At 42.3% G+C, this 18,614-nt stretch carries 11 protein-coding genes; 5 read left to right on the top strand and 6 right to left on the bottom strand.

Annotated features, from left to right (window positions below; translation table 11 throughout):
- Window positions 1-8: 8 nt before the first annotated feature.
- The 3 genes from BM156_RS20015 to BM156_RS20005 are packed head-to-tail and all read right to left on the bottom strand — an operon-like array spanning window position 9 to window position 6,638.
- Window positions 9-1,997 (bottom strand): SusD/RagB family nutrient-binding outer membrane lipoprotein, encoded by a 1,989-nt coding sequence (locus BM156_RS20015; RefSeq protein ID WP_093921683.1) that lies wholly within the window; start codon window positions 1,995-1,997, stop codon window positions 9-11.
- 17 nt (window positions 1,998-2,014) lie between these two features.
- Entirely contained in the window at window positions 2,015-5,329 is a 3,315-nt protein-coding gene (locus tag BM156_RS20010) for a SusC/RagA family TonB-linked outer membrane protein (RefSeq protein ID WP_170847030.1), read from the bottom strand.
- Window positions 5,330-5,378: 49 nt separating this feature from the next.
- Complete coding sequence (locus BM156_RS20005; protein WP_139218348.1) at window positions 5,379-6,638, bottom strand: ROK family transcriptional regulator; 1,260 nt, start codon at window positions 6,636-6,638, stop codon at window positions 5,379-5,381.
- Window positions 6,639-7,084: 446 nt separating this feature from the next.
- Between BM156_RS20005 and BM156_RS20000 the strand changes: the two genes are divergently transcribed.
- The 4 genes from BM156_RS20000 to BM156_RS19985 are packed head-to-tail and all read left to right on the top strand — an operon-like array spanning window position 7,085 to window position 13,334.
- A complete protein-coding gene (locus BM156_RS20000) occupies window positions 7,085-7,531 on the top strand; it encodes a MarR family winged helix-turn-helix transcriptional regulator (protein ID WP_093921680.1) in 447 nt (148 codons plus the stop codon).
- A gap of 49 nt (window positions 7,532-7,580) precedes the next feature.
- Window positions 7,581-8,744, top strand: coding sequence for an efflux RND transporter periplasmic adaptor subunit (locus BM156_RS19995; RefSeq protein ID WP_093921679.1), 1,164 nt, complete (start codon window positions 7,581-7,583; stop codon window positions 8,742-8,744).
- Window positions 8,745-8,770: 26 nt separating this feature from the next.
- Window positions 8,771-11,920 (top strand): efflux RND transporter permease subunit, encoded by a 3,150-nt coding sequence (locus BM156_RS19990; RefSeq protein WP_093921678.1) that lies wholly within the window; start codon window positions 8,771-8,773, stop codon window positions 11,918-11,920.
- Between the two features lie 22 nt (window positions 11,921-11,942).
- Window positions 11,943-13,334 carry an efflux transporter outer membrane subunit gene (locus BM156_RS19985; protein ID WP_093921694.1) on the top strand — a complete coding sequence of 464 codons (1,392 nt, stop codon included), beginning with the start codon at window positions 11,943-11,945 and terminating at the stop codon, window positions 13,332-13,334.
- Window positions 13,335-13,380: 46 nt separating this feature from the next.
- Here BM156_RS19985 and BM156_RS19980 read toward each other — a convergent pair whose 3' ends face one another.
- The gene (locus tag BM156_RS19980) at window positions 13,381-13,749 is read right to left on the bottom strand and encodes a DUF423 domain-containing protein (protein ID WP_093921677.1); all 369 of its coding nucleotides are present in this window, start codon (window positions 13,747-13,749) and stop codon (window positions 13,381-13,383) included.
- A 459-nt stretch (window positions 13,750-14,208) separates the two neighbouring features.
- On the opposite strand from BM156_RS19980, the gene BM156_RS19975 reads away from it, so the two are divergent.
- A complete protein-coding gene (locus BM156_RS19975; protein ID WP_093921676.1) occupies window positions 14,209-14,535 on the top strand; it encodes a DMT family transporter in 327 nt (108 codons plus the stop codon).
- A gap of 26 nt (window positions 14,536-14,561) precedes the next feature.
- Here the strand turns inward: BM156_RS19975 and BM156_RS20970 are convergent, their stop codons facing one another.
- Both BM156_RS20970 and BM156_RS19965 read right to left on the bottom strand, forming a co-directional pair.
- The gene (locus BM156_RS20970) at window positions 14,562-16,838 is read right to left on the bottom strand and encodes an NADP-dependent malic enzyme (RefSeq protein WP_093921675.1); all 2,277 of its coding nucleotides are present in this window, start codon (window positions 16,836-16,838) and stop codon (window positions 14,562-14,564) included.
- Between the two features lie 184 nt (window positions 16,839-17,022).
- The gene (locus BM156_RS19965) at window positions 17,023-18,609 is read right to left on the bottom strand and encodes a RagB/SusD family nutrient uptake outer membrane protein (protein ID WP_170847029.1); all 1,587 of its coding nucleotides are present in this window, start codon (window positions 18,607-18,609) and stop codon (window positions 17,023-17,025) included.
- Between the last annotated feature and the right edge of the window lie 5 nt (window positions 18,610-18,614).

Genomic DNA, 18,614 nt, shown 5'->3' with positions numbered 1-18,614 from the left:
TTAGCGCTTTATTCTAAAACATTTTTCCATTTCTCTGTTCTGCCAGTAAACCAAACAGGAAGATCAGGATTGTTATGTCCACTAATCTGAGCCCATGCTTCGGGATCTGATCCCTGAACACTACCAGGATAAGTCATCCTTTCCTTCCACTGAAATACTTCATAAGGAGATGCTGGATTGGTTCCTAAATATTTGATTAAACGTCTTGCCGAAGTGTATGGCGTTTCCCAGTTCAAAAAGTTATAATGTAGTTGTAACTGATTGAAAATTGCCTGCACTTTCTCCTGATCATTTAAAGCATCAAAACGTTGTGCTTCATTTTCAGCATAAACACTTGCATCATATTCCATTTCAGGTTTATCAGCCTGAATTCGCGTATCTTCAGAGTTTGAAGGAAAACTAGGAACCGTTGACCTTGAATACTGATTTGAATTATTCAGCTCGTACCAATATTTGCAAGACAATTCAATGGCTTTCTTATAATGTTCTCTCGCTGAACCGTTCACCGTTCCAAATCCTCTAACCGCTGCTTCAGCTAAAGAAAGCTCTGTTTCAACAGCATGAAGTGTTGGGTACCTCAAATCAAAGTTGAATTGAGGGCGAACATTAAATTCAGAAACCAGATTATCGTCGGTTCCGACACTCCTAATATCTTCATATCGTCCTACGATATTACGTAATGAATTAAGCAAAAATGCTTCTCGCTTAGTCAAATCGTTTTTGGCTTCTTCATTCAACGTAATCACCTCATCGTCTTCATCACCATATTGGAATGTTACAATTGAAATGTCTGTCAAAATTGGATCATTGATATAGTAAGCACGTAAACTCTTATTCATATAACTATTCGGATCAGTTCCAAAATCCCATTTTACATCATTGCCAATATAACGTCCCAAGACATCCTTTGAAAATATGTAAGCAACACGTGGATCAACAGTACCATCCAATAGTCCGCTTGCTGAATTATCTCCTTCAAAGTAGTACAGTGTTTCTCCATTCATTTCCACACTCTTCTCTACTGGCATACAGTGCATGACATCCTCGATAAACTTCTTCGGAGCCCGACACTCATCAATACGCTCTCTAAAAGCACGGGTAATCCCCAACTCTACTTGCAAACGATGAGGCTCAACAATGGCGATATCGGCTAAACCAGCAACATCATCATATTCTGAGAATAGCGGTTTTCCATTCAACTCAGAAAGAACGGTTTGAGTTAAATCAGGCATCACTTCACTAACAGTCATCGCAAAACGTAGTCGCAAGGAATTAATATACTTTTCCCATTGTGCCAGGTCTCCATTAAAAATCACATCCTGATTTCCAAAAGCTGATTGTTCTGAATCAGATAATTCGAGGTTGGCAATAAACTCTGAGGCCTCCTTCAATTCTTCAATCAATTTTGGATAAATCTCATCTTGACCAATATACTGCGCCTTATCATCAGTCAGGGCACCTGCAGATCCTGTTTCAATATAAGGAACAACGTCGTACATATCGATTGCTCGTTGATAACCGTACGCTTTCAATACATGAAGGAGCTTCATAAATAAGTTATCCAAATTGGTGCGTTCAGCTTCAGGAATATTGTTGTATTCCACCTGTCCCCACAGCACCTGCTTAATCCAATCGTTGTTAATTTTATTGAAAACAGTGTTGTTAAAACCATTTGTTCCCCAGTCGTGCTCAACATCATACAATTGGTAAGATACACCGAGTGCGTTCATGGTATAATAAATCTGAGTTCCGGTTCCCATAATTCGCGAACCGCTCCGCATTTGGTGGTATGAGGCTCCATATTCACCCCGTAAAAAGAATCCCCGGGTAAGTTGCGAAGTAAAATATCCAGCAATAATACTTACCCCCGAGTTATTTGCCTGTTCTTTCGAGAATCCATCCGGATCTTGATACAGCCTTTCCAACTCATCCTGGCATGCAACCGATGAGAATAGTAGCAATACTGCCAGTGCTGATTTTATAATTGTATTTTTCATTTGTAAGCCTTTTAAAATTATAATTTAACTTTTAGCGACATACCAATAGACCGCTGAGCAGGAAGCGCAGTGGTTCCGTATGAACTATCATTCCATCCTGTTCCATTTGAAGATTCAGGAATTGTGTTGGGTGCATCTTTATACAGATAGGCAACATTGTTCGCAAAAACGGAAACCGTCAAGCCATTAACACCGATCTTTTGCGTTAATTTTATTGGTAAAGTATAATCCAAAGCAATGTTTCTTAAAGCAATGTAATCACTTTTGAAAAGCCGATCTTCCGGGAAGAAACCATTGGAGAAATACGATTCGCCATAATAATCTTCAGCAGCAACAACCTTATCATTAGTCTCTCCATTGGGCAAAACACCATCCAGCAAAACACCATCATAATAAGTTGCACCTCCTGATGGATGTTCTCCTTTTACTTTTGTACCGGTTTCATCTAGGTGGTATGCAATACCTCCACTAGCCTGATCACGATAAGCTAAACTCTCTTTAAGCACTCCAGCTGCCATCATGTAGGTTTCTCCTTCTGAAATAAAGAACGCACCAAAAGAATAGTCCATATTAGCGATCAAACGCAGGTTTTTATAACTAAAAGAGGTGAACAAACCTCCGGTTACATCAGGGATCAACTTACCCACCATCTTGGTACTGCTAGAAGCATAGTTATATGAAGCCCCGTTACTAGAAACAACCCGCTGTCCATTTTTCGGATCATTAGGATCGGAAGGATTGATATAATGCTGCCAACCTTTTTGCTGATAGATCAAACCATACTCACCGCCAACCTCAGCAACAGCATTTAGCCCATTCGTACCCCATAAAGACAATGAAGTTAGTCCACCACCCAATTCTTTCACTTTCGTTTTGCTGGAAGCAAAGGTTAGGTCAACATTCCATTTGAAATCACGCGTATGAATTGGTTTTGTTTTAATCGCCAATTCCCATCCTGTGTTCTCCACATTAGCTGCATTCATTCTAATTTTAGATACTCCTAATCCTGGAGGTGCAGCCACCGCCATAATCTGATCGTAGGTATTGGATGTATAGAAAGAAAAGTCTACACCGATGCGTTGATTTTTAAACATATAAGCCTCCAGTCCCACTTCAAACTCCCGTTTCCTTTCTGGCTTTAGGTTTGGCTTGAAATTCTCATCCATTGGAGGTAGTTCTCCGGGAGGAGCTAAAATATACCCAGAGCCTGAGGCTGATACTTCATAGTTTACATTACTAAAATAGCGAGGGCCCGGACGACCAACATCTGCCCAAGATGCTCTTAGTTTAGCAAACTCAACCCAATACGGAAGTTCCAAACTATTCGATGCAATCCAAGTTGCACTAAGCCCTGGATAAAAGTAACTATTGTTATCTACAGGTAAGATTGAAGACCAGTCTTGTCGTGCTTGAGCTTCAACGTACACTTGATCATTCCATGCTCCCTGTACCGATCCCAATACACTATAAAGAATATCTTCCTCATTATTATTTACATACTGAGGCTGAACACCAGAAGGTAAATTAGAAAAAGAAAAGAAATTTGGGATAACCATTCCCCCCACAACTTCTGCTCCTTTTTGCTCCAGGTAGTTATGACGGATAACTCCTCCTACAAACCCCGATATATTGACCTCTGATACATTGGTATCAAAATTGAACATTCCCTGTCCATAGCTTTTTCTAATTTGTCTGGAAACATCCCGATAAATGGAACCACTACCAGGACCTGCTAAAGACGGATCTCGCAGTTTTCCTCGATAAATACTTCTTTCGTTTGTATTATCAAGTCCCCCCATGATTGTTGCTCCAAAGGTTTTACTTAGTTTGACATCAAGTGTCAACGACTGAATGTTGTGGATTCGGTCATTCACCGACTCATCCTGACTCCAATCCCACAAAGAACCTACGATAGAGGAACGACCTGTAGAAATGAAATACTGTAAATCCGGGTTTGAGAAATAGTTGTACCCATCTTCGGTTACCAAATATTGTTCAAGCAAATCGACATCAATATCAGCACTATAGGCTCCCAATGAAGAACGCGCTCCCTGCGCATCAAATGAATTTGCACTTGAACCATTCTGATTTTTTGACACATAATAGTTCCCTGCATATTTTACCGTAATATAATCATTGATATCGTAGGTTGAATTAATACTGAACGTATTCCGATCATACTCACCACCTGGTGTTGTCGGTGTTAGCTGCATATTTGTATATGAAAAACGCATAGAACCTTTATCCCCACCGGAGCTTAAGGCAACATTTGTTGTATTTTGTCTTCCCTGCTGGAACAATTGCTCATAGATTGTTTTATTCTGAGCGACCCAAGGACGCGTACTTCCGTCCCACCAAACCAAAGAAACATTGGGATCAAACTTAGGCCCAAATGCACCTCCACTATAATCCAAAGCACGTTGCCCTTCATCATCCAAGTAATAGCCCTGATCATCTGTTTGTGTATTGCTCGGACTCCTACCAGTACCATACTGATCTTGTAAGTCAGGCATAAAAGCGATGTTATCCCACGATGTGGTAAAAGATGCCGAAACCCCGAGTCCTTGTCCTCTGGCTCCACTTTTCGTTGTAATCAAAACAACTCCGTTGGCACCTTCACTACCATATAGCACCGATGCTTTTGCCCCTTTCAGAATCTCAAAAGAGGCGATATCATCCGGGTTGATATCATTAATCCCTGTACCATTATCTCGTCCACTACGATTGTTGTATCCAATCCCCGTGTTTTCATCATGAATTGGAACACCATCAACAACAATCAAAGGCCTTGTCGAAGAATTTGCATCAAACGAAACGGCATTACGAATGTTAATTTTCATACCTCCAGTTGGCCCGGTTGCCGTTGCTGCAACTTGAACTCCGGCAGCGCTACCATACAATGACTGAAGTGCATTCGTTGGAGTACCACTGGCCAAAATCCTTTCAGAGCTCACTTTAGAAACCGCATATCCTAATGCTTTTGCTTCCTTTTTAATACCCAAAGCGGTTACCACCACTTCGTCAATTCCAATTTCCTCAGCATCCATCTGAACGTCAATAGATTCACGACCATCGACCCGAATCTCTTTGGTAGTCATCCCTACAAAAGAGAAAGCAAGCACGGCATCCATCGAAACCTGAAGAGTGTACCTTCCCTCCATGTCAGTAACCGTTCCGTTAGTCGTTCCTTTTTCCAGGACTGTAACTCCGGGGATCTCACCCCCGTCCACATCCCTTACTGTACCACTCACGCTCATTTGCGCATGAGTCTGCCCGATTAGCAAAAGAGCCAAACAGACTGTACTCATAAATGTTAAGATAATTTTTCTCATAAAATAAAGATTTAGATTAATTTGTGCAGTTGAACTACACATGTTAAGACTAAGTTTTGACTTGTACAGATTTATAGTTAGACCGAATAGATTCTTGATTAAATAGATAATTATAGAACATCGCAGTGACCCCAAGCAAACCAGACCCATCACTATGTGTCGAGATTTTGACCTCAGCTTGCTGGCTTATATTTTCGAGGCAATAGCGATTAAGTGTTTGTTGAATTGGAATCAGCACATACTGATTGGCCTTTGCCAAATCTCCACTTAAAACAATAACCTCGGGATTCAGTAATTGAATTAAAATCGCCAATCCTTTTCCCATTCCAAAGCCAATTTTGCTTAAAAGTGAAATGGCAAATTCATCCCCTCTCTTCGCCGCTTTAATAATATCTTCAGGAGTGATTTCCTGGATGTTCTCAGTAAACTTTCTTGTTAACTGTGATACCTTATCTTGTTGAATTCCCTCTTTCGCCATTCTAACCAAAGCTGTTGCAGAAGCAATCGTTTCCAAACAGCCCCGCTTACCACAGATACACAAATCGCCCCCTTCTTCTAGTTTGATATGGCTAAACTCACCCGCAAAACCGGTGGCCCCACTGAAGCATTTTCCGTTGAGAATCATTCCAAGTCCAAGTCCCCAGCTCCAATTTACAACCAAAGCATTCTCTACTTCCTTGGCATCACCAAACATATACTCCCCATAAGCTTGACTTCTCGCATCGTTCTCAATAAGCACCTCTTTTTCAAAGCGATTTTCAAGTCGTTCCTTTATATGATTATTCTCCGAATTCTTGATCGTGTAGTTGATCCCCTTTTCAGCATCTACTAAACCCGGCATACCAACAGCCACACCTATAATGTGCTCGTATTGAATTTGTGATTCGTCCAGCAACACCTTTGCTGCATCAAAGAGTTTATCTTCTAAATCCGGATCATCAATCTCGGTTTCAACAAGTAGGGTTCTGGTAACTTGATCATGTCGGGGATTAAATATGGTCACTTTAGAATGAAAGCGCCCCATTTCGCAAGCAATAACAAAAAGCGTATTCTCAATCAATCCAAAAAGTGCTGGCTTTCGTCCGCCATTTGACTCACCCAGCCCGTACGATTTTACATACCCTTCTTTTATCAGCTCTTCAATGAGGTTTCGCATGGTAGGATTACTGACCCCAACAGAAAAGCTTAAATCTGCCGCAGACATAATCTCTGAAGCATACAGCATTTTTAAAACTTCCTTTTTAAGACGGTATTTTTTCAATTCACTACCAAGGAGTTCAGTTACGTTAGTTTTTTTTAGTAGAACCATTTTGTTCAGTAAATAATTCCCATTGAGAAACAAGTTCTATAGATTTATTGAATTAAACACAACACTTTTACTTTTTTTTTCAAAAGTATGTTATACAATACATTTCACTCACAACCAGCCACATACGCACTAAACAATAATATAACGCACGATAAATCATTGGTGTTTTATCCAAGAACAGTTAAACGGCGTATTGCAGCCAATCTACCCTTTTAAACTTTATTAACTATTTTTAACATATCGTTATTCAAACTGCCTTGAACTAGGATTTATCCTTCATCTCTTCCTATTTCTTTGAATTCAAATTCACAAAAAATTAACACCATACAAACACTTGTACATCAAGACCTTAGCTCCCTACGCAAAATGATTAAAGATTCTTTAACTAGTTTTAGTTGATAATATCAACTAACTAAAATTAGCTTTGCAAAAAATAAAAACTAGTCATGCAAACGGAAAAACCACTCGGTTATTTACTGGGAAAAACAATGCGAATCTTCAAAAGCAAGCTATCTGAGAAATTTAGACAACAAAAGATCGATCTAACTTTTGATTTGGTTGTTATCCTTTTTGAAATAGGCGATAAAGAAGACATGACTCAACAGGATTTATCCGAGATCATCATCAGAGACAAATCGGCTATTCTGAGGCAAGTAAACACTTTAATTGATAAACGTTATTTGGTTCGTCTCCCGGATAAATTAGATAAACGAAAAAAAAATCTGATTTTAACTCATAAAGGTTACCAAGTGCTAACTCAAGCAAGAGCAACAGGGATATCTCTTTCCAATGAGCTGCTTCAAGGAGTTACTGATGAAGAGTTTCTCACCTTTTTCCGGGTTTTAAACAAGATTCGAGAAAATAGCGAAGGCAGTAATATACCAAATAGTTGACAACAACAACCATTAGCAATAAACAACAAAAACTAAGACAGAAACAATTATGCATTTAAGAAATTTGACATTCATTTTTGCGCTGTTTGTAGCATCATCATGCTCAAACTCACAAGGAGAAGGAGGCCCGGGAAGTGCCGGGCAGGTAAAAGAATACCAAGTAATGACCGTTGAGTCCCACCCTGTAACGCTCGACAAACATTATCCGGCAACCTTACAAGGAAAGCAAACCGTTGAGATCCGCCCCAGGGTAGCAGGTTATATCGAAGAAATTTTAGTTGACGAAGGAGCATCCGTCAAAAAAGGACAAGTGTTATTCCGACTAAATGCCAACGACCTTCAAGCCACCGTGCGCTCAGCTGAAGCTCAAGTAAAAGTTGCTGAAGCTCAAATTGTCGCAGCGCAAATCACCTTAAAAAAGACCAAACCGCTGGTAGAAAAGAACATTGTAAGTTCGTTTGAATTGGAGTCGGCAGAATCAGCATTGCAGGCCAAAGAAGCTCAGCTTGCTCAGGCAAAAGCCAATCTGGCAAATGCTAAAGCCAACCTGCAATACACAAGAATAACCAGCCCCACAGATGGGATTATAGGAACTTTCCCCTACCGCGTTGGAAGTTTAGTAAGCAGTGCCATTGCACAACCACTAACAACCGTTTCAAACACCCAGGAAATGTATGCCTACTTTTCGATGAATGAAAAAGACTTTCTGCAGCTCACCAATGAACTGGAAGGAGACAACCTGCAGCAAAAGTTTGGACAAATGGCCGATGTTTCATTAGTCCTTGCTGATAACTCGGTCTACTCACAAACAGGAAACATTCAAACTGCAAGTGGTTTGGTTGATATCGCTACCGGTGCTGTTAACATACGTGCAACCTTCCCCAACACAAATGCCATCTTAAGAAACGGAAGTAGCGGAACGGTACGTATTCATCAGCATCTTAATTCGGCTTTACTGATTCCTCAAAAAGCCACATTTGAATTACAAGGAAGACATTTTGTATACACTGTTAGCAATGACAATCAGGCAAAAACAACGCCCATAGAAGTTATCGTCGGAAACCTGAAAGATAATTACATTGTAACCTCTGGCCTGGCAAAAGGAGATAAGGTAGTCGTTGAAGGAATTGCGGGACTAAGAGACAATACCCCAATTAAACCGAAACTGGTAAAACTTGATCTTCAAGCTGAAGCGAATAACTCTTCCAACTAGTTAAACCAGAAAATTAGCGACAAATCATGTTTAGAAAATTTATAGAAAGACCGATTCTTTCATCGGTCATATCCATTATTATCGTTATTCTGGGAGTTCTGGGAATTATTAGTCTTCCCATCGAGCAATACCCGGATATTGCCCCTCCAACCATCCGTGTTTCGGCCAACTATACCGGAGCCAATGCCGAAACCGTATTGAAAAGTGTGGTCACCCCGCTGGAAGAGCAGATTAACGGTGTTGAAGACATGACCTACATGACATCAACGGCCAGTAACGACGGTTCGGCAACCATTCAGGTTTACTTTAAACAAGGAACCGATGCGGATATGGCTGCTGTAAACGTTCAAAACCGGGTAGCTCGAGCCACTGCCCTACTTCCTTCGGAGGTAACAAGGGCCGGAGTTATCACGGCAAAGCGGCAAAACAGTATGTTGATGGTTTTCTCATTATACAACGAAGATGGCCAGTACGATGAGACCTTCCTGCAAAACTATAGCCGGATCAATGTTATCCCGCAAATCCAGCGGATCAACGGGGTAGGTGAAGCGATGGTTTTTGGTGCCAAAGATTATTCCATGCGAATTTGGTTAAAGCCAGACGTTATGGCCGCCTACAACTTGGTTCCAACCGATGTTATTGCTGCACTGAATGAGCAAAACCTCGAAGCAGCTCCCGGCCGTCTGGGAGAACAAAATAACCAGTCGTTTGAGTATGTCTTGAAGTACAAAGGAAAGCTGACTCAACCCGAAGAATTTGAAGACATCATTATTAAAGCAGACCAAGACGGTAATATTTTACGGTTAACTGATATTGCCCGAATCGAATTGGGAGCACTTAATTATTCCATTTCAACTTCAACACAAGGGAGCCCGGGAATTGCCATGGCAGTCTTCCAATCAGCAGGGTCCAATGCCCGCGAAGTAATTATTGAAGCCAAAGAGGTCTTGGAAGAAGCATCAAAATCGTTCCCTCCCGGAATTACCTATGAAATCCTGATGGATGCCAACCAGTTTTTGGACAGCTCCATTGAAAAAGTAATTCACACGCTGATTGAAGCCTTCATTCTGGTATTCATCGTTGTGTTTGTCTTCCTACAGAATTTTAGAGCGACGCTGATCCCTGCAATATCGGTTCCAGTAGCGATTGTTGGTACCTTCTTTTTCCTAAATATTTTTGGATTTACCATCAACTTGCTTACCCTTTTTGCACTCATCCTGGCCATTGGAATTGTGGTAGATGATGCCATTGTTGTTGTTGAAGCCGTCCATGCCAAGCTGGACAAAGGAGCCAAAAATGCCAAAGAAGCTGCTGTTTCAGCGATGAATGAAATCTCTACAGCAATTGTTTCAATTACCTTGGTGATGTCAGCAGTGTTTGTTCCTGTAGCATTTATTACCGGAACAACCGGTGTTTTCTATAAGCAGTTTGGGATTACCCTGGCCATATCCATTATCCTTTCGGCCATCAACGCCCTAACGCTTAGCCCGGCACTTTGTGCTATCTTCCTGAAACCACATCAACACGATCCAGAGAAAAAGCAAAGCTATCTGCAACGTTTTTATACGTCATTCAACGTGGCTTTTGATGCGATGACCAATAAATACAAGCACACGACAAGCTTCCTGATGAAAAAAAGGTGGATCTCGCCTGTGCTAATCATTGCATTTTCCGGAGCACTCTACTTCTTGATGAAAACAACCCCAACAGGATTTGTTCCTGCAGAAGACACCGGACGTATGTTTGTTGACATCAGTCTGCCTCCTGCAACATCCATGGAGGAAACTCGGAGGATTGCCAACCAAGTTGATGCAATCTTGGCCAACACTCCCGAAGTTGAAAGCCGATCAACCGTTGTTGGAATGTCCCTGATTAGTGGACGTGGTAGTTCCTACGGAATGGTAATCTGTAACCTGAAACCTTTTGAAGAGCGAGAAGATGAAGGAGAAGACCTCAACAGTGTAATTGGGAAACTCTATGGTGCAACCTCACAAATCAAAGATGCCCGAATCATCATTTTTACACCTCCAATGGTTCCTGGATTTAGTATCTCTGGTGGAATTGAGCTCAAGCTTGAAGATAAAACCGGAGGTGATATCAAGAAGTTTGAGGAGATTTCCAAAAACTTTTTGGGAAAACTTAATCAGCGTCCAGAAGTTCAGTATGCCACCACTTCATTCAACACCAACTTTCCACAATACCAGGTTGATGTGAATGTGGCTCGTTGCAAGCAGTCTGGCATTCCAGTCAACTCGGTCTTAACAACACTGCAAGGTTATATTGGAGGCTACTATGCATCCGACTTCAACCGCTTTGGTAAACAATACCGGATTATGGTTCAGTCAGAGGCTAACTACCGGGGAAATCCGGAAGACCTCAACAACATCTATATCCGGACACCCTCTGGAGAGATGGCACCAATTACGGAGTTCATCAACCTAAAACGGGTTTATGGTCCAGAAAACATTACGCGCTTTAACATGTATACCTCGATCGATGTTAATGGAGCTCCAAACCCCGGCTACAGTACCGGTGATGCAATTTTAGCGGTACAGGAAGTAGCAGCAGAAACCCTTCCAACCGGCTATGGTTATGAGTTTTCCGGACTTACCAGAGAAGAATTAAAGTCTGGGAACCAATCCATCATCATCTTTATTTTGAGTTTGATTTTCGTGTACTTCTTGCTGGCAGCTCAGTACGAAAGTTTCCTATTGCCGTTATCAATCATCTTTTCATTACCGATTGGTATTGCCGGATCGTTCATCTTTGCCCGTATTATGGGTGTTGAGAACAACATCTACCTGCAAATCTCTTTAATCATGTTGATTGGTTTGCTGGCAAAAAATGCCATTCTGATAGTTGAGTTTGCATTGCAACGACGCCAGGCAGGCATGAGCATTGTTCAATCGGCCATTGAAGGGGCGACCGCACGTTTACGTCCGATCCTGATGACCTCATTTGCATTCATCTTTGGACTAATTCCATTGGTGTTGGCAACAGGTGTTGGAGCCAACGGAAACCGCTCCATTGGTGTGGGTGCTGTAGGTGGAATGTTAATTGGAACCATGATCGGAATCCTGGTTATTCCATCCATGTACGTGCTGTTCCAAACGCTACAGGAAAAGGTTAAGAAACCTGAAATCAAGGAAATTTCAGAATTAAACAGTTTTGAATAAGCCGGCAAAAAAGAAAATGATTATGAAGATACATTCATTCAAACAAATACTACTGCTGATTGGAACTTCGGCTCTGTTGTTCTCTTGTGGAACATCACGCCAATTTCAACGATCAACAGTCGAAACAGAAGGGTTGTACGGAGCCGTAGAAAATACGGACTCAACCACCATCGCAACACAGCCATGGGAGGAACTTTTTACAGACCCTTTTCTGAAAAATTCAATTACTGAAGGACTTGCCAATAATCCGGACATGCAGATTGCTGTGCAACGAGTACTCGAAGCAGAAGCTTATTTAACACAAGGGAAAGCCGCTTTACTTCCGGGAGTTTCAGCCAGAGCATCGCAGAATTACACACGCAATCCTGAGTCAGTTTACCCTAACGGACCTCGCGATGTTACCTCATACCAGCTGGGACTTGAAGCCAGTTGGGAAATTGATATCTGGGGAAAACTGCGAAGCTCAAAGCGTGCTGCCTACGCCAACCTGTTGGCAACTGATGCCGGGCAAAAAGCAGTTCAAACGCGCTTGATTTCAACAATAGCCATGTATTATTACCAGCTTGCAGCACTCGATGCAAAACTGGAAATAACCAAGCAAACGGTTGCCAATAACATTGACTTAGTTGAAACAATGAAAGTTCTGAAAGAAAGCGGACTCGTAACAGGAGCTGCCATTGTGCAAAGTGAAGCAGCCCGTTATGCCGCTGAAGTAACTTTACCCGACTTGGATCAACAAATCAGGGAAACAGAGAATGCACTGTCCTCACTACTGGGAAGAGTGCCTGGCCCCGTTGAACGCGGTTCGTTAAGTGAGCAAGAAATCAATAGCACATTGGCTGCCGGTATTCCTGCTCAACTGTTGGATAATCGTCCAGATGTTATGCAAGCTGAATTCCAGGTTATGCAGGCTTACGAATTAACAAACAATGCCCGGGCTTATTTCTATCCTTCGTTAACCCTTACGGCTTCATCGGGATTTGGGGCTACCGAGTTAGATGAACTATTGGATCCTTCATCTTTTGCAGCCAACGTTATTGGCGGTTTGGCGGCTCCCATCTTTCAAAAAAAAGCCAATGTGACTCGCTTGAAGGTAGCGGAAACCAAACAGGAAGCTGCTCTCCAAAATTTGAAGAGCACGTTGCTACAGGCCGGGCAAGAAGTTAACAACGCACTTAGCCTGTACGACAACTCGGAAAAGAAAATGGTTTTGCGGGACTCACAACTCGAGGCGCTCAAAAAATCGGTTGAATACACCCAGGAATTGCTCAGCTTTGGCTCGGCAACCTATACGGAGGTGTTGAATGCACAACAAAGTTTACTTGGTGCACAACTTAGCCAAGTAAACGACCAGATACAGCAACTCACTGCAGTTGTTTCACTATACCGGGCACTGGGAGGTGGCTGGAGATAGTTTCAAGTATTGCAAAAAAACGGAAGCAGTTACGCTTCCGTTTTTTTTATTTTTTCCACACGGCAATAAAGAGTAATACCCAGCCGGCGATAAAGCTTAAACCTCCCAAAGGGGTAATTGCTCCAAGCCAACGAACTCCGGTTATGGCCAACGTGTATAAGCTTCCTGAGAAAATGACGATCCCCACAGTTAAACAAATGGCCGACCAATTCATCAAAGAAGACGGCATTTGGGCTGACAAAACGCCAACCAGCAACAGCCCCAGCGCATGATAAAAGTGGTACTCCACGCCCGTTTTGTAAATCTGCATCATTTCATTCCCCAGCTTTTCTTTCAGGCCATGCGCTCCAAAAGCACCTAAAATTACAGCCAAGGCCAATAAAAATGCGGCTGTCAGTAGAATTGTCTTATTCATTTCTTTATTATTTTTTACTCCATACTTGTTCTGTCTTCATTTAACAAGAACCAGCCTGATTTGTTAAACTCCTCAAAAGGGTTTCATAGCAAATTCTTCCGTGCCAACGACTTTCGAACTTGTTCATGATTTTTCCAGAATCCATTAAAACAACAAAAGAAATAACAAGAAACTCCGTGATCTCTATGTTTGAAAACTAAATAAACAAAGCTATTCAGCTATGAAAGAAATCTATCGCACACCACCTTGCACCTTGACTATGGTCAAATCAAAGCTTCACGCCCTAAAATTCTTAGTCTTCTCGAAGAACAAGAAAACAGTTCCAACCAAGTAGCTGAAGAATAACTAAAGCTAAAGGCCTCGAGTTAAAATACCATCAACTTCCGGCCTTTTGTCTTTTCCTCCTAAAAACTTTCAATATCTTCACCTTGTTGTTTTTTAGAATAATTGTTAATAAAGATGAATTGGATTTTATTGGTCGTTGCCGGATTGTTTGAAGTTGGTTTTGCTTTTTGTCTGGGCAAAGCTAAAGATGCCGCAGGGTTGGTTGCTACCTACTGGTACCTGGGATTTTTGCTATGCCTAGCCATCAGCATGTTTTTACTAGTCAAAGCGACTCAGGAATTACCCATTGGAACAGCCTATGCCGTATGGACCGGAATTGGAGCTGTCGGAACAGTATTGGTTGGCATTTTCTTTTTTAAAGAACCAGCCGATTTCTGGAGACTTTTTTTCCTGGCAATCCTCATTGCGTCCATTATTGGGCTAAAAGCAGTCACTCCATAAAGAGGCTACTGCTTTCATTTAAACGATCATTCTTCAACGGCCTCTTGAGCATCAACCACTGCAATTGCCACCAAGTTGACAATCTCGCGGACTGAACTTTCCATTTGGAGGACATGAATCGGTTTTTTCATTCCCAACAAAATAGGGCCAATGGCTTTTGCGGTGCCCAATTCCTGCAGAACTTTGTACAAAATGTTCCCGGAACTTAGGTTCGGGCAAATCAAGACATTGGCATCCTGATCACCAAGCCTACAGAATGGGAATTTTCGATTTCGTAGAGCTCCATTCAATGCATAATTGGCTTGCATTTCACCATCAACCACTAAGTCCGGGTAGTTTTCGTGCAAAATGCGAACAGCCTCTTTCGCTCTCACTGGACTTCCTTTTCCTTTAAATGCTCCAAAATTGGAGTAGCTCAATACGGCAATGCGTGGTTCAATTTTAAAACGTTTCACTTCATTGGCCACCAACACCGTCGTATCGGCAATCACCTGCGGATCGGGATCGGAGTTAACCGTAGTATCAGCCAGGAACAATGGCCCTTTCTGCGTCAGCAAAATATACATCCCAGCAATGTGATGAAAATCCTCCTTGGTTCCAATCACATGCAACGCGGGACGAATGGTGTCGGCATATTTCCGAGAAAAACCAGAAATAAACGCATCAGCTTCTCCGGTTTCAACCATCACACAACCGAAATAATCATAGTTGTACATCTTCTCAACAGCTTCCTCCTGCGTCATTCCCTTACGCTTTCGTTTTTCATAAAGTACTTCAGCCAATCTCATACGACGCCTTTCGGATATATCGTGGAAAATATCAATTATCGGAATATCCGATAGCTCCAGCCTGTTCTCTTTCTGAATAGATTCAATCAATTTCCGATTACCCAACAAAATGGGCTTGGCAATTCCCTGGTCAACGACAAAGCGGGCTGCTTTCAACATTTTCAGGTTATTGGCATCCGCAAAAACAACTCGTTTAGGTGCCTTTTTAGCTTTGTTGCAAATGGTCATGACCAACTTATTCTCCAGGCCTAAGCGAGCTCCCAACTCTCGTTCATAGGCTTCCCAATCCGTAATTGGGCGAGCAGCCACGCCACTCTCCATGGCAGCCCGGGCAACAGCTGGAGCCACCGTTGTTATCAAGCGTGGATCCAAGGGTTTAGGAATAATGTATTCTTTACCAAAAACAATGTTCTCCATATTATAGGCCTTGGTGACCAACTCGGGAACATATTTTTTGGTTAAATCGGCCAACGCTTTTACTGCAGCAATCTTCATCTCTTCATTGATCATTCGGGCACGAACATCCAAAGCTCCTCGAAAAATAAATGGAAAGCCCAGCACATTATTAATTTGATTGGGATAATCGCTTCGCCCAGTCGCCATAATTAAGTCCGGTCGGGCTGCCGTAGCTTCTTCGTAGCTAATCTCCGGAGTTGGGTTAGCCATGGCAAACACAATGGGATCTTTCGCCATGGATTTCACCATATCGCCTGATACCACATTCCCAACCGATAGCCCAAGAAAAACATCGGCTCCAACCATCGCTTCTTTTAAGGTGGAGTAAGCTTCATTGGTCACAAATTCTTGTTTTGCTGAATTTAGATCAGTTCGTTTCTCATTGAGTACCCCTTTGCTATCGAGCATCACCAGATTCTCTTTTTTCACTCCTAAACCAAGATATAGCTTCGCACACGAAATGGCTGCAGCTCCAGCTCCATTGATCACCACCCGGATCGAGTCAATTGCCTTCCCATTCAACTCCAAGGCGTTTAATAATCCAGCCCCTGAGATAATAGCCGTTCCATGCTGATCATCGTGAAAAACCGGAATATCTAACTCTTCCTTCAGTCGGGTTTCAATCTCAAAACATTCGGGAGCTTTAATATCTTCCAGGTTGATCCCTCCAAAAGTTGGAGCAATTGCCTTGATCACTTCAATCAAACGATCCGGATCTTTTTCATTCACCTCGATATCGAAAACATCCACATCCGCAAAAATTTTGAACAGCATCCCCTTGCCTTCCATCACCGGCTTTCCGGCAAGTGGCCCAATATCCCCCAAACCAAGAACAGCCGTTCCATTTGAAATAACAGCCACCAGGTTTCCCTTCGAAGTGTAATCATAAGCAAGTTCTTCGTTTTGCTGAATTTCGCGACAGGGTTGAGCAACTCCTGGCGTGTAGGCAAGTGACAAATCGTACTGTGTGTCGTGCGGTTTGGTAGGAACAACTTCAATTTTTCCGGGGCGGCCTTTCTTATGATACCACAGGGCATCCTGGTAAACTGACTTTTCCATGGCTGTTGATTTTGATTTTCCCAAACAAGTTACGACAATTTCACATTGAAATCCAGCCCATTACTAACACAACAACAAGCTGAAAAAGCAAAAATCCCGCGTCTACACTTATGAGACGCAGGATTTTAATGAGAAAAATTATTCCGATAGAATAACTACCAGAGAAAAGAAACTATGCTGTTAATTAGTATCCTTCATTTTGTGTTAATTCAGCACCAGAGTTGGCATCAATTGCCGTTTGGGGAATTGGCCATTTCACATGGTATTCCTGAATGGTTTCTTTCGATACCGGGTTTAACGAACGAACCCGCTCCAACAATTTGCCTGTACGAACCAAGGTGAAACGACGAGGGTATTCACCAAACAGTTCGCGAGCGCGTTCATCCAAAATGTAGTCCATATCTACATCGCCGGCAGCTACAGGCGTTGCATTTGCACGTGCCCGAACCACGTTGATACTTGCTGCTGCTTCTCCCGGCTTATTTTGTTTCAACTGAGCTTCGGCCAAAATCAGGTAAGTTTCAGCCAAACGAATTTTCACCCGGTCTTTCAGGTTATTCAAGAAAGATGGATTATCCTCTGTCTTTCCATAGTAAAACTTCGTAGTCGATGGATAAAGCTCACCACTAACTTGACGTTCTTCAGTCATTTCTACTGGCTGTCCGTAATTCTCATGACTTGGGTCGTTGTACCAATAAGCCCGGCGGATATTGTATTTTGAGGCTCGGATATCTTGTGCTTCGTAGGAATCAATCCACCATTTTAGCGGACGCAAACGCCCTAAACTACGACCTCCCAGGGAGTCACAAAGCTGCATTCCCGGAATCCGTGAATAGTAAGGCCCCCAAGTCCGGCGTGACCAATCGGTATAACGTTCTGCACCGCCACCATTTACATTATATTCTTGTTGGATAGCCCAGATCGTTTCCAAGTTGCCTGATTCACGATTCTGATTATGCTCCAGGAACAAATCGGCAAATACATCACCCGGATCTCCAGCCTGAGTTCCAAAACGCTCAGTCATTAGTTGATAGTCGCCTGAATTAATGACTGCTTTGGCTTTTTGTTCTGCTAATTCCGGTTGGTTGTTATACAGATAAGCTTCGGCCAGCATATGTTGTGCTGCCGCTTTAACCACCTTTCCTTCCTGGGTAGTTTCTGTTGGCAAATTCTCTTCAGCAAATTTCAAATCCTGGATCATAAAATCTAACACTTCACTAACTGGTTGGCGTGTATAATCCAAGCGAAATGGTTTCTCCACTTTATCAACAATAGGTACATCGCCATAAAGTGTCACCAAGGTGCGATAGGCATAAGCTCTGATAAAACGGGCCTCGGCCTGCACGCGGGCTTTATCACCTGCATTATCCCAGCTTACACTCTCCTTTTCGGCCGCTTCAATAATTAAGTTAGCATTCCCGATGGTTTTGTAGCCCCAATTCCAATAAGCTTTTACAATCGTGGTTGTACTGTAAATTTTATCGGCATAACCTTCGAAAGGAGAGATATGAGCATGAGCATTAGCCACAAGACTCAAATCGGTTCCGGCAAACATGGGCGCATAAGTCAAACCTCCGGCATACCAGCCCCATTCATCCCGCACCTGGACATACAAGCCTGTCAATGCCGTTTCAAACCCTTTGGTATTTACAAAGGTGTTTTCGGGTGCTAAAAAGCTTTTGGGGCTCTCGCTCAAATAGTCATCGTTACAAGATGGAAATACCATGATTGCCCCCAACAACAACAATAAAATTTTATATCTCGTTTTCATTTTTT

Source organism: Sunxiuqinia elliptica, from assembly GCF_900113005.1.
Taxonomy (GTDB): Bacteria; Bacteroidota; Bacteroidia; order Bacteroidales; family Prolixibacteraceae; genus Sunxiuqinia; species Sunxiuqinia elliptica.
Note: the sequence above shows the minus strand (reverse complement) of the source record. Positions and strands in the feature narration are given on the sequence as shown.

What these genes read in the sequence shown, in the direction of transcription:
- BM156_RS19980 (WP_093921677.1), bottom strand. Translation starts at nt 13,749, where the DNA reads ATGAATAAGACAATTCTACTGACAGCCGCATTTTTATTGGCCTTGGCT.
- BM156_RS19975 (WP_093921676.1), top strand. Translation starts at nt 14,209, where the DNA reads ATGAATTGGATTTTATTGGTCGTTGCCGGATTGTTTGAAGTTGGTTTT.
- BM156_RS19990 (WP_093921678.1), top strand. Translation starts at nt 8,771, where the DNA reads ATGTTTAGAAAATTTATAGAAAGACCGATTCTTTCATCGGTCATATCC.
- BM156_RS20010 (WP_170847030.1), bottom strand. Translation starts at nt 5,329, where the DNA reads ATGAGAAAAATTATCTTAACATTTATGAGTACAGTCTGTTTGGCTCTT.
- BM156_RS20005 (WP_139218348.1), bottom strand. Translation starts at nt 6,638, where the DNA reads ATGGTTCTACTAAAAAAAACTAACGTAACTGAACTCCTTGGTAGTGAA.
- BM156_RS19985 (WP_093921694.1), top strand. Translation starts at nt 11,943, where the DNA reads ATGAAGATACATTCATTCAAACAAATACTACTGCTGATTGGAACTTCG.
- BM156_RS19965 (WP_170847029.1), bottom strand. Translation starts at nt 18,609, where the DNA reads ATGAAAACGAGATATAAAATTTTATTGTTGTTGTTGGGGGCAATCATG.
- BM156_RS19995 (WP_093921679.1), top strand. Translation starts at nt 7,581, where the DNA reads ATGCATTTAAGAAATTTGACATTCATTTTTGCGCTGTTTGTAGCATCA.
- BM156_RS20000 (WP_093921680.1), top strand. Translation starts at nt 7,085, where the DNA reads ATGCAAACGGAAAAACCACTCGGTTATTTACTGGGAAAAACAATGCGA.
- BM156_RS20970 (WP_093921675.1), bottom strand. Translation starts at nt 16,838, where the DNA reads ATGGAAAAGTCAGTTTACCAGGATGCCCTGTGGTATCATAAGAAAGGC.
- BM156_RS20015 (WP_093921683.1), bottom strand. Translation starts at nt 1,997, where the DNA reads ATGAAAAATACAATTATAAAATCAGCACTGGCAGTATTGCTACTATTC.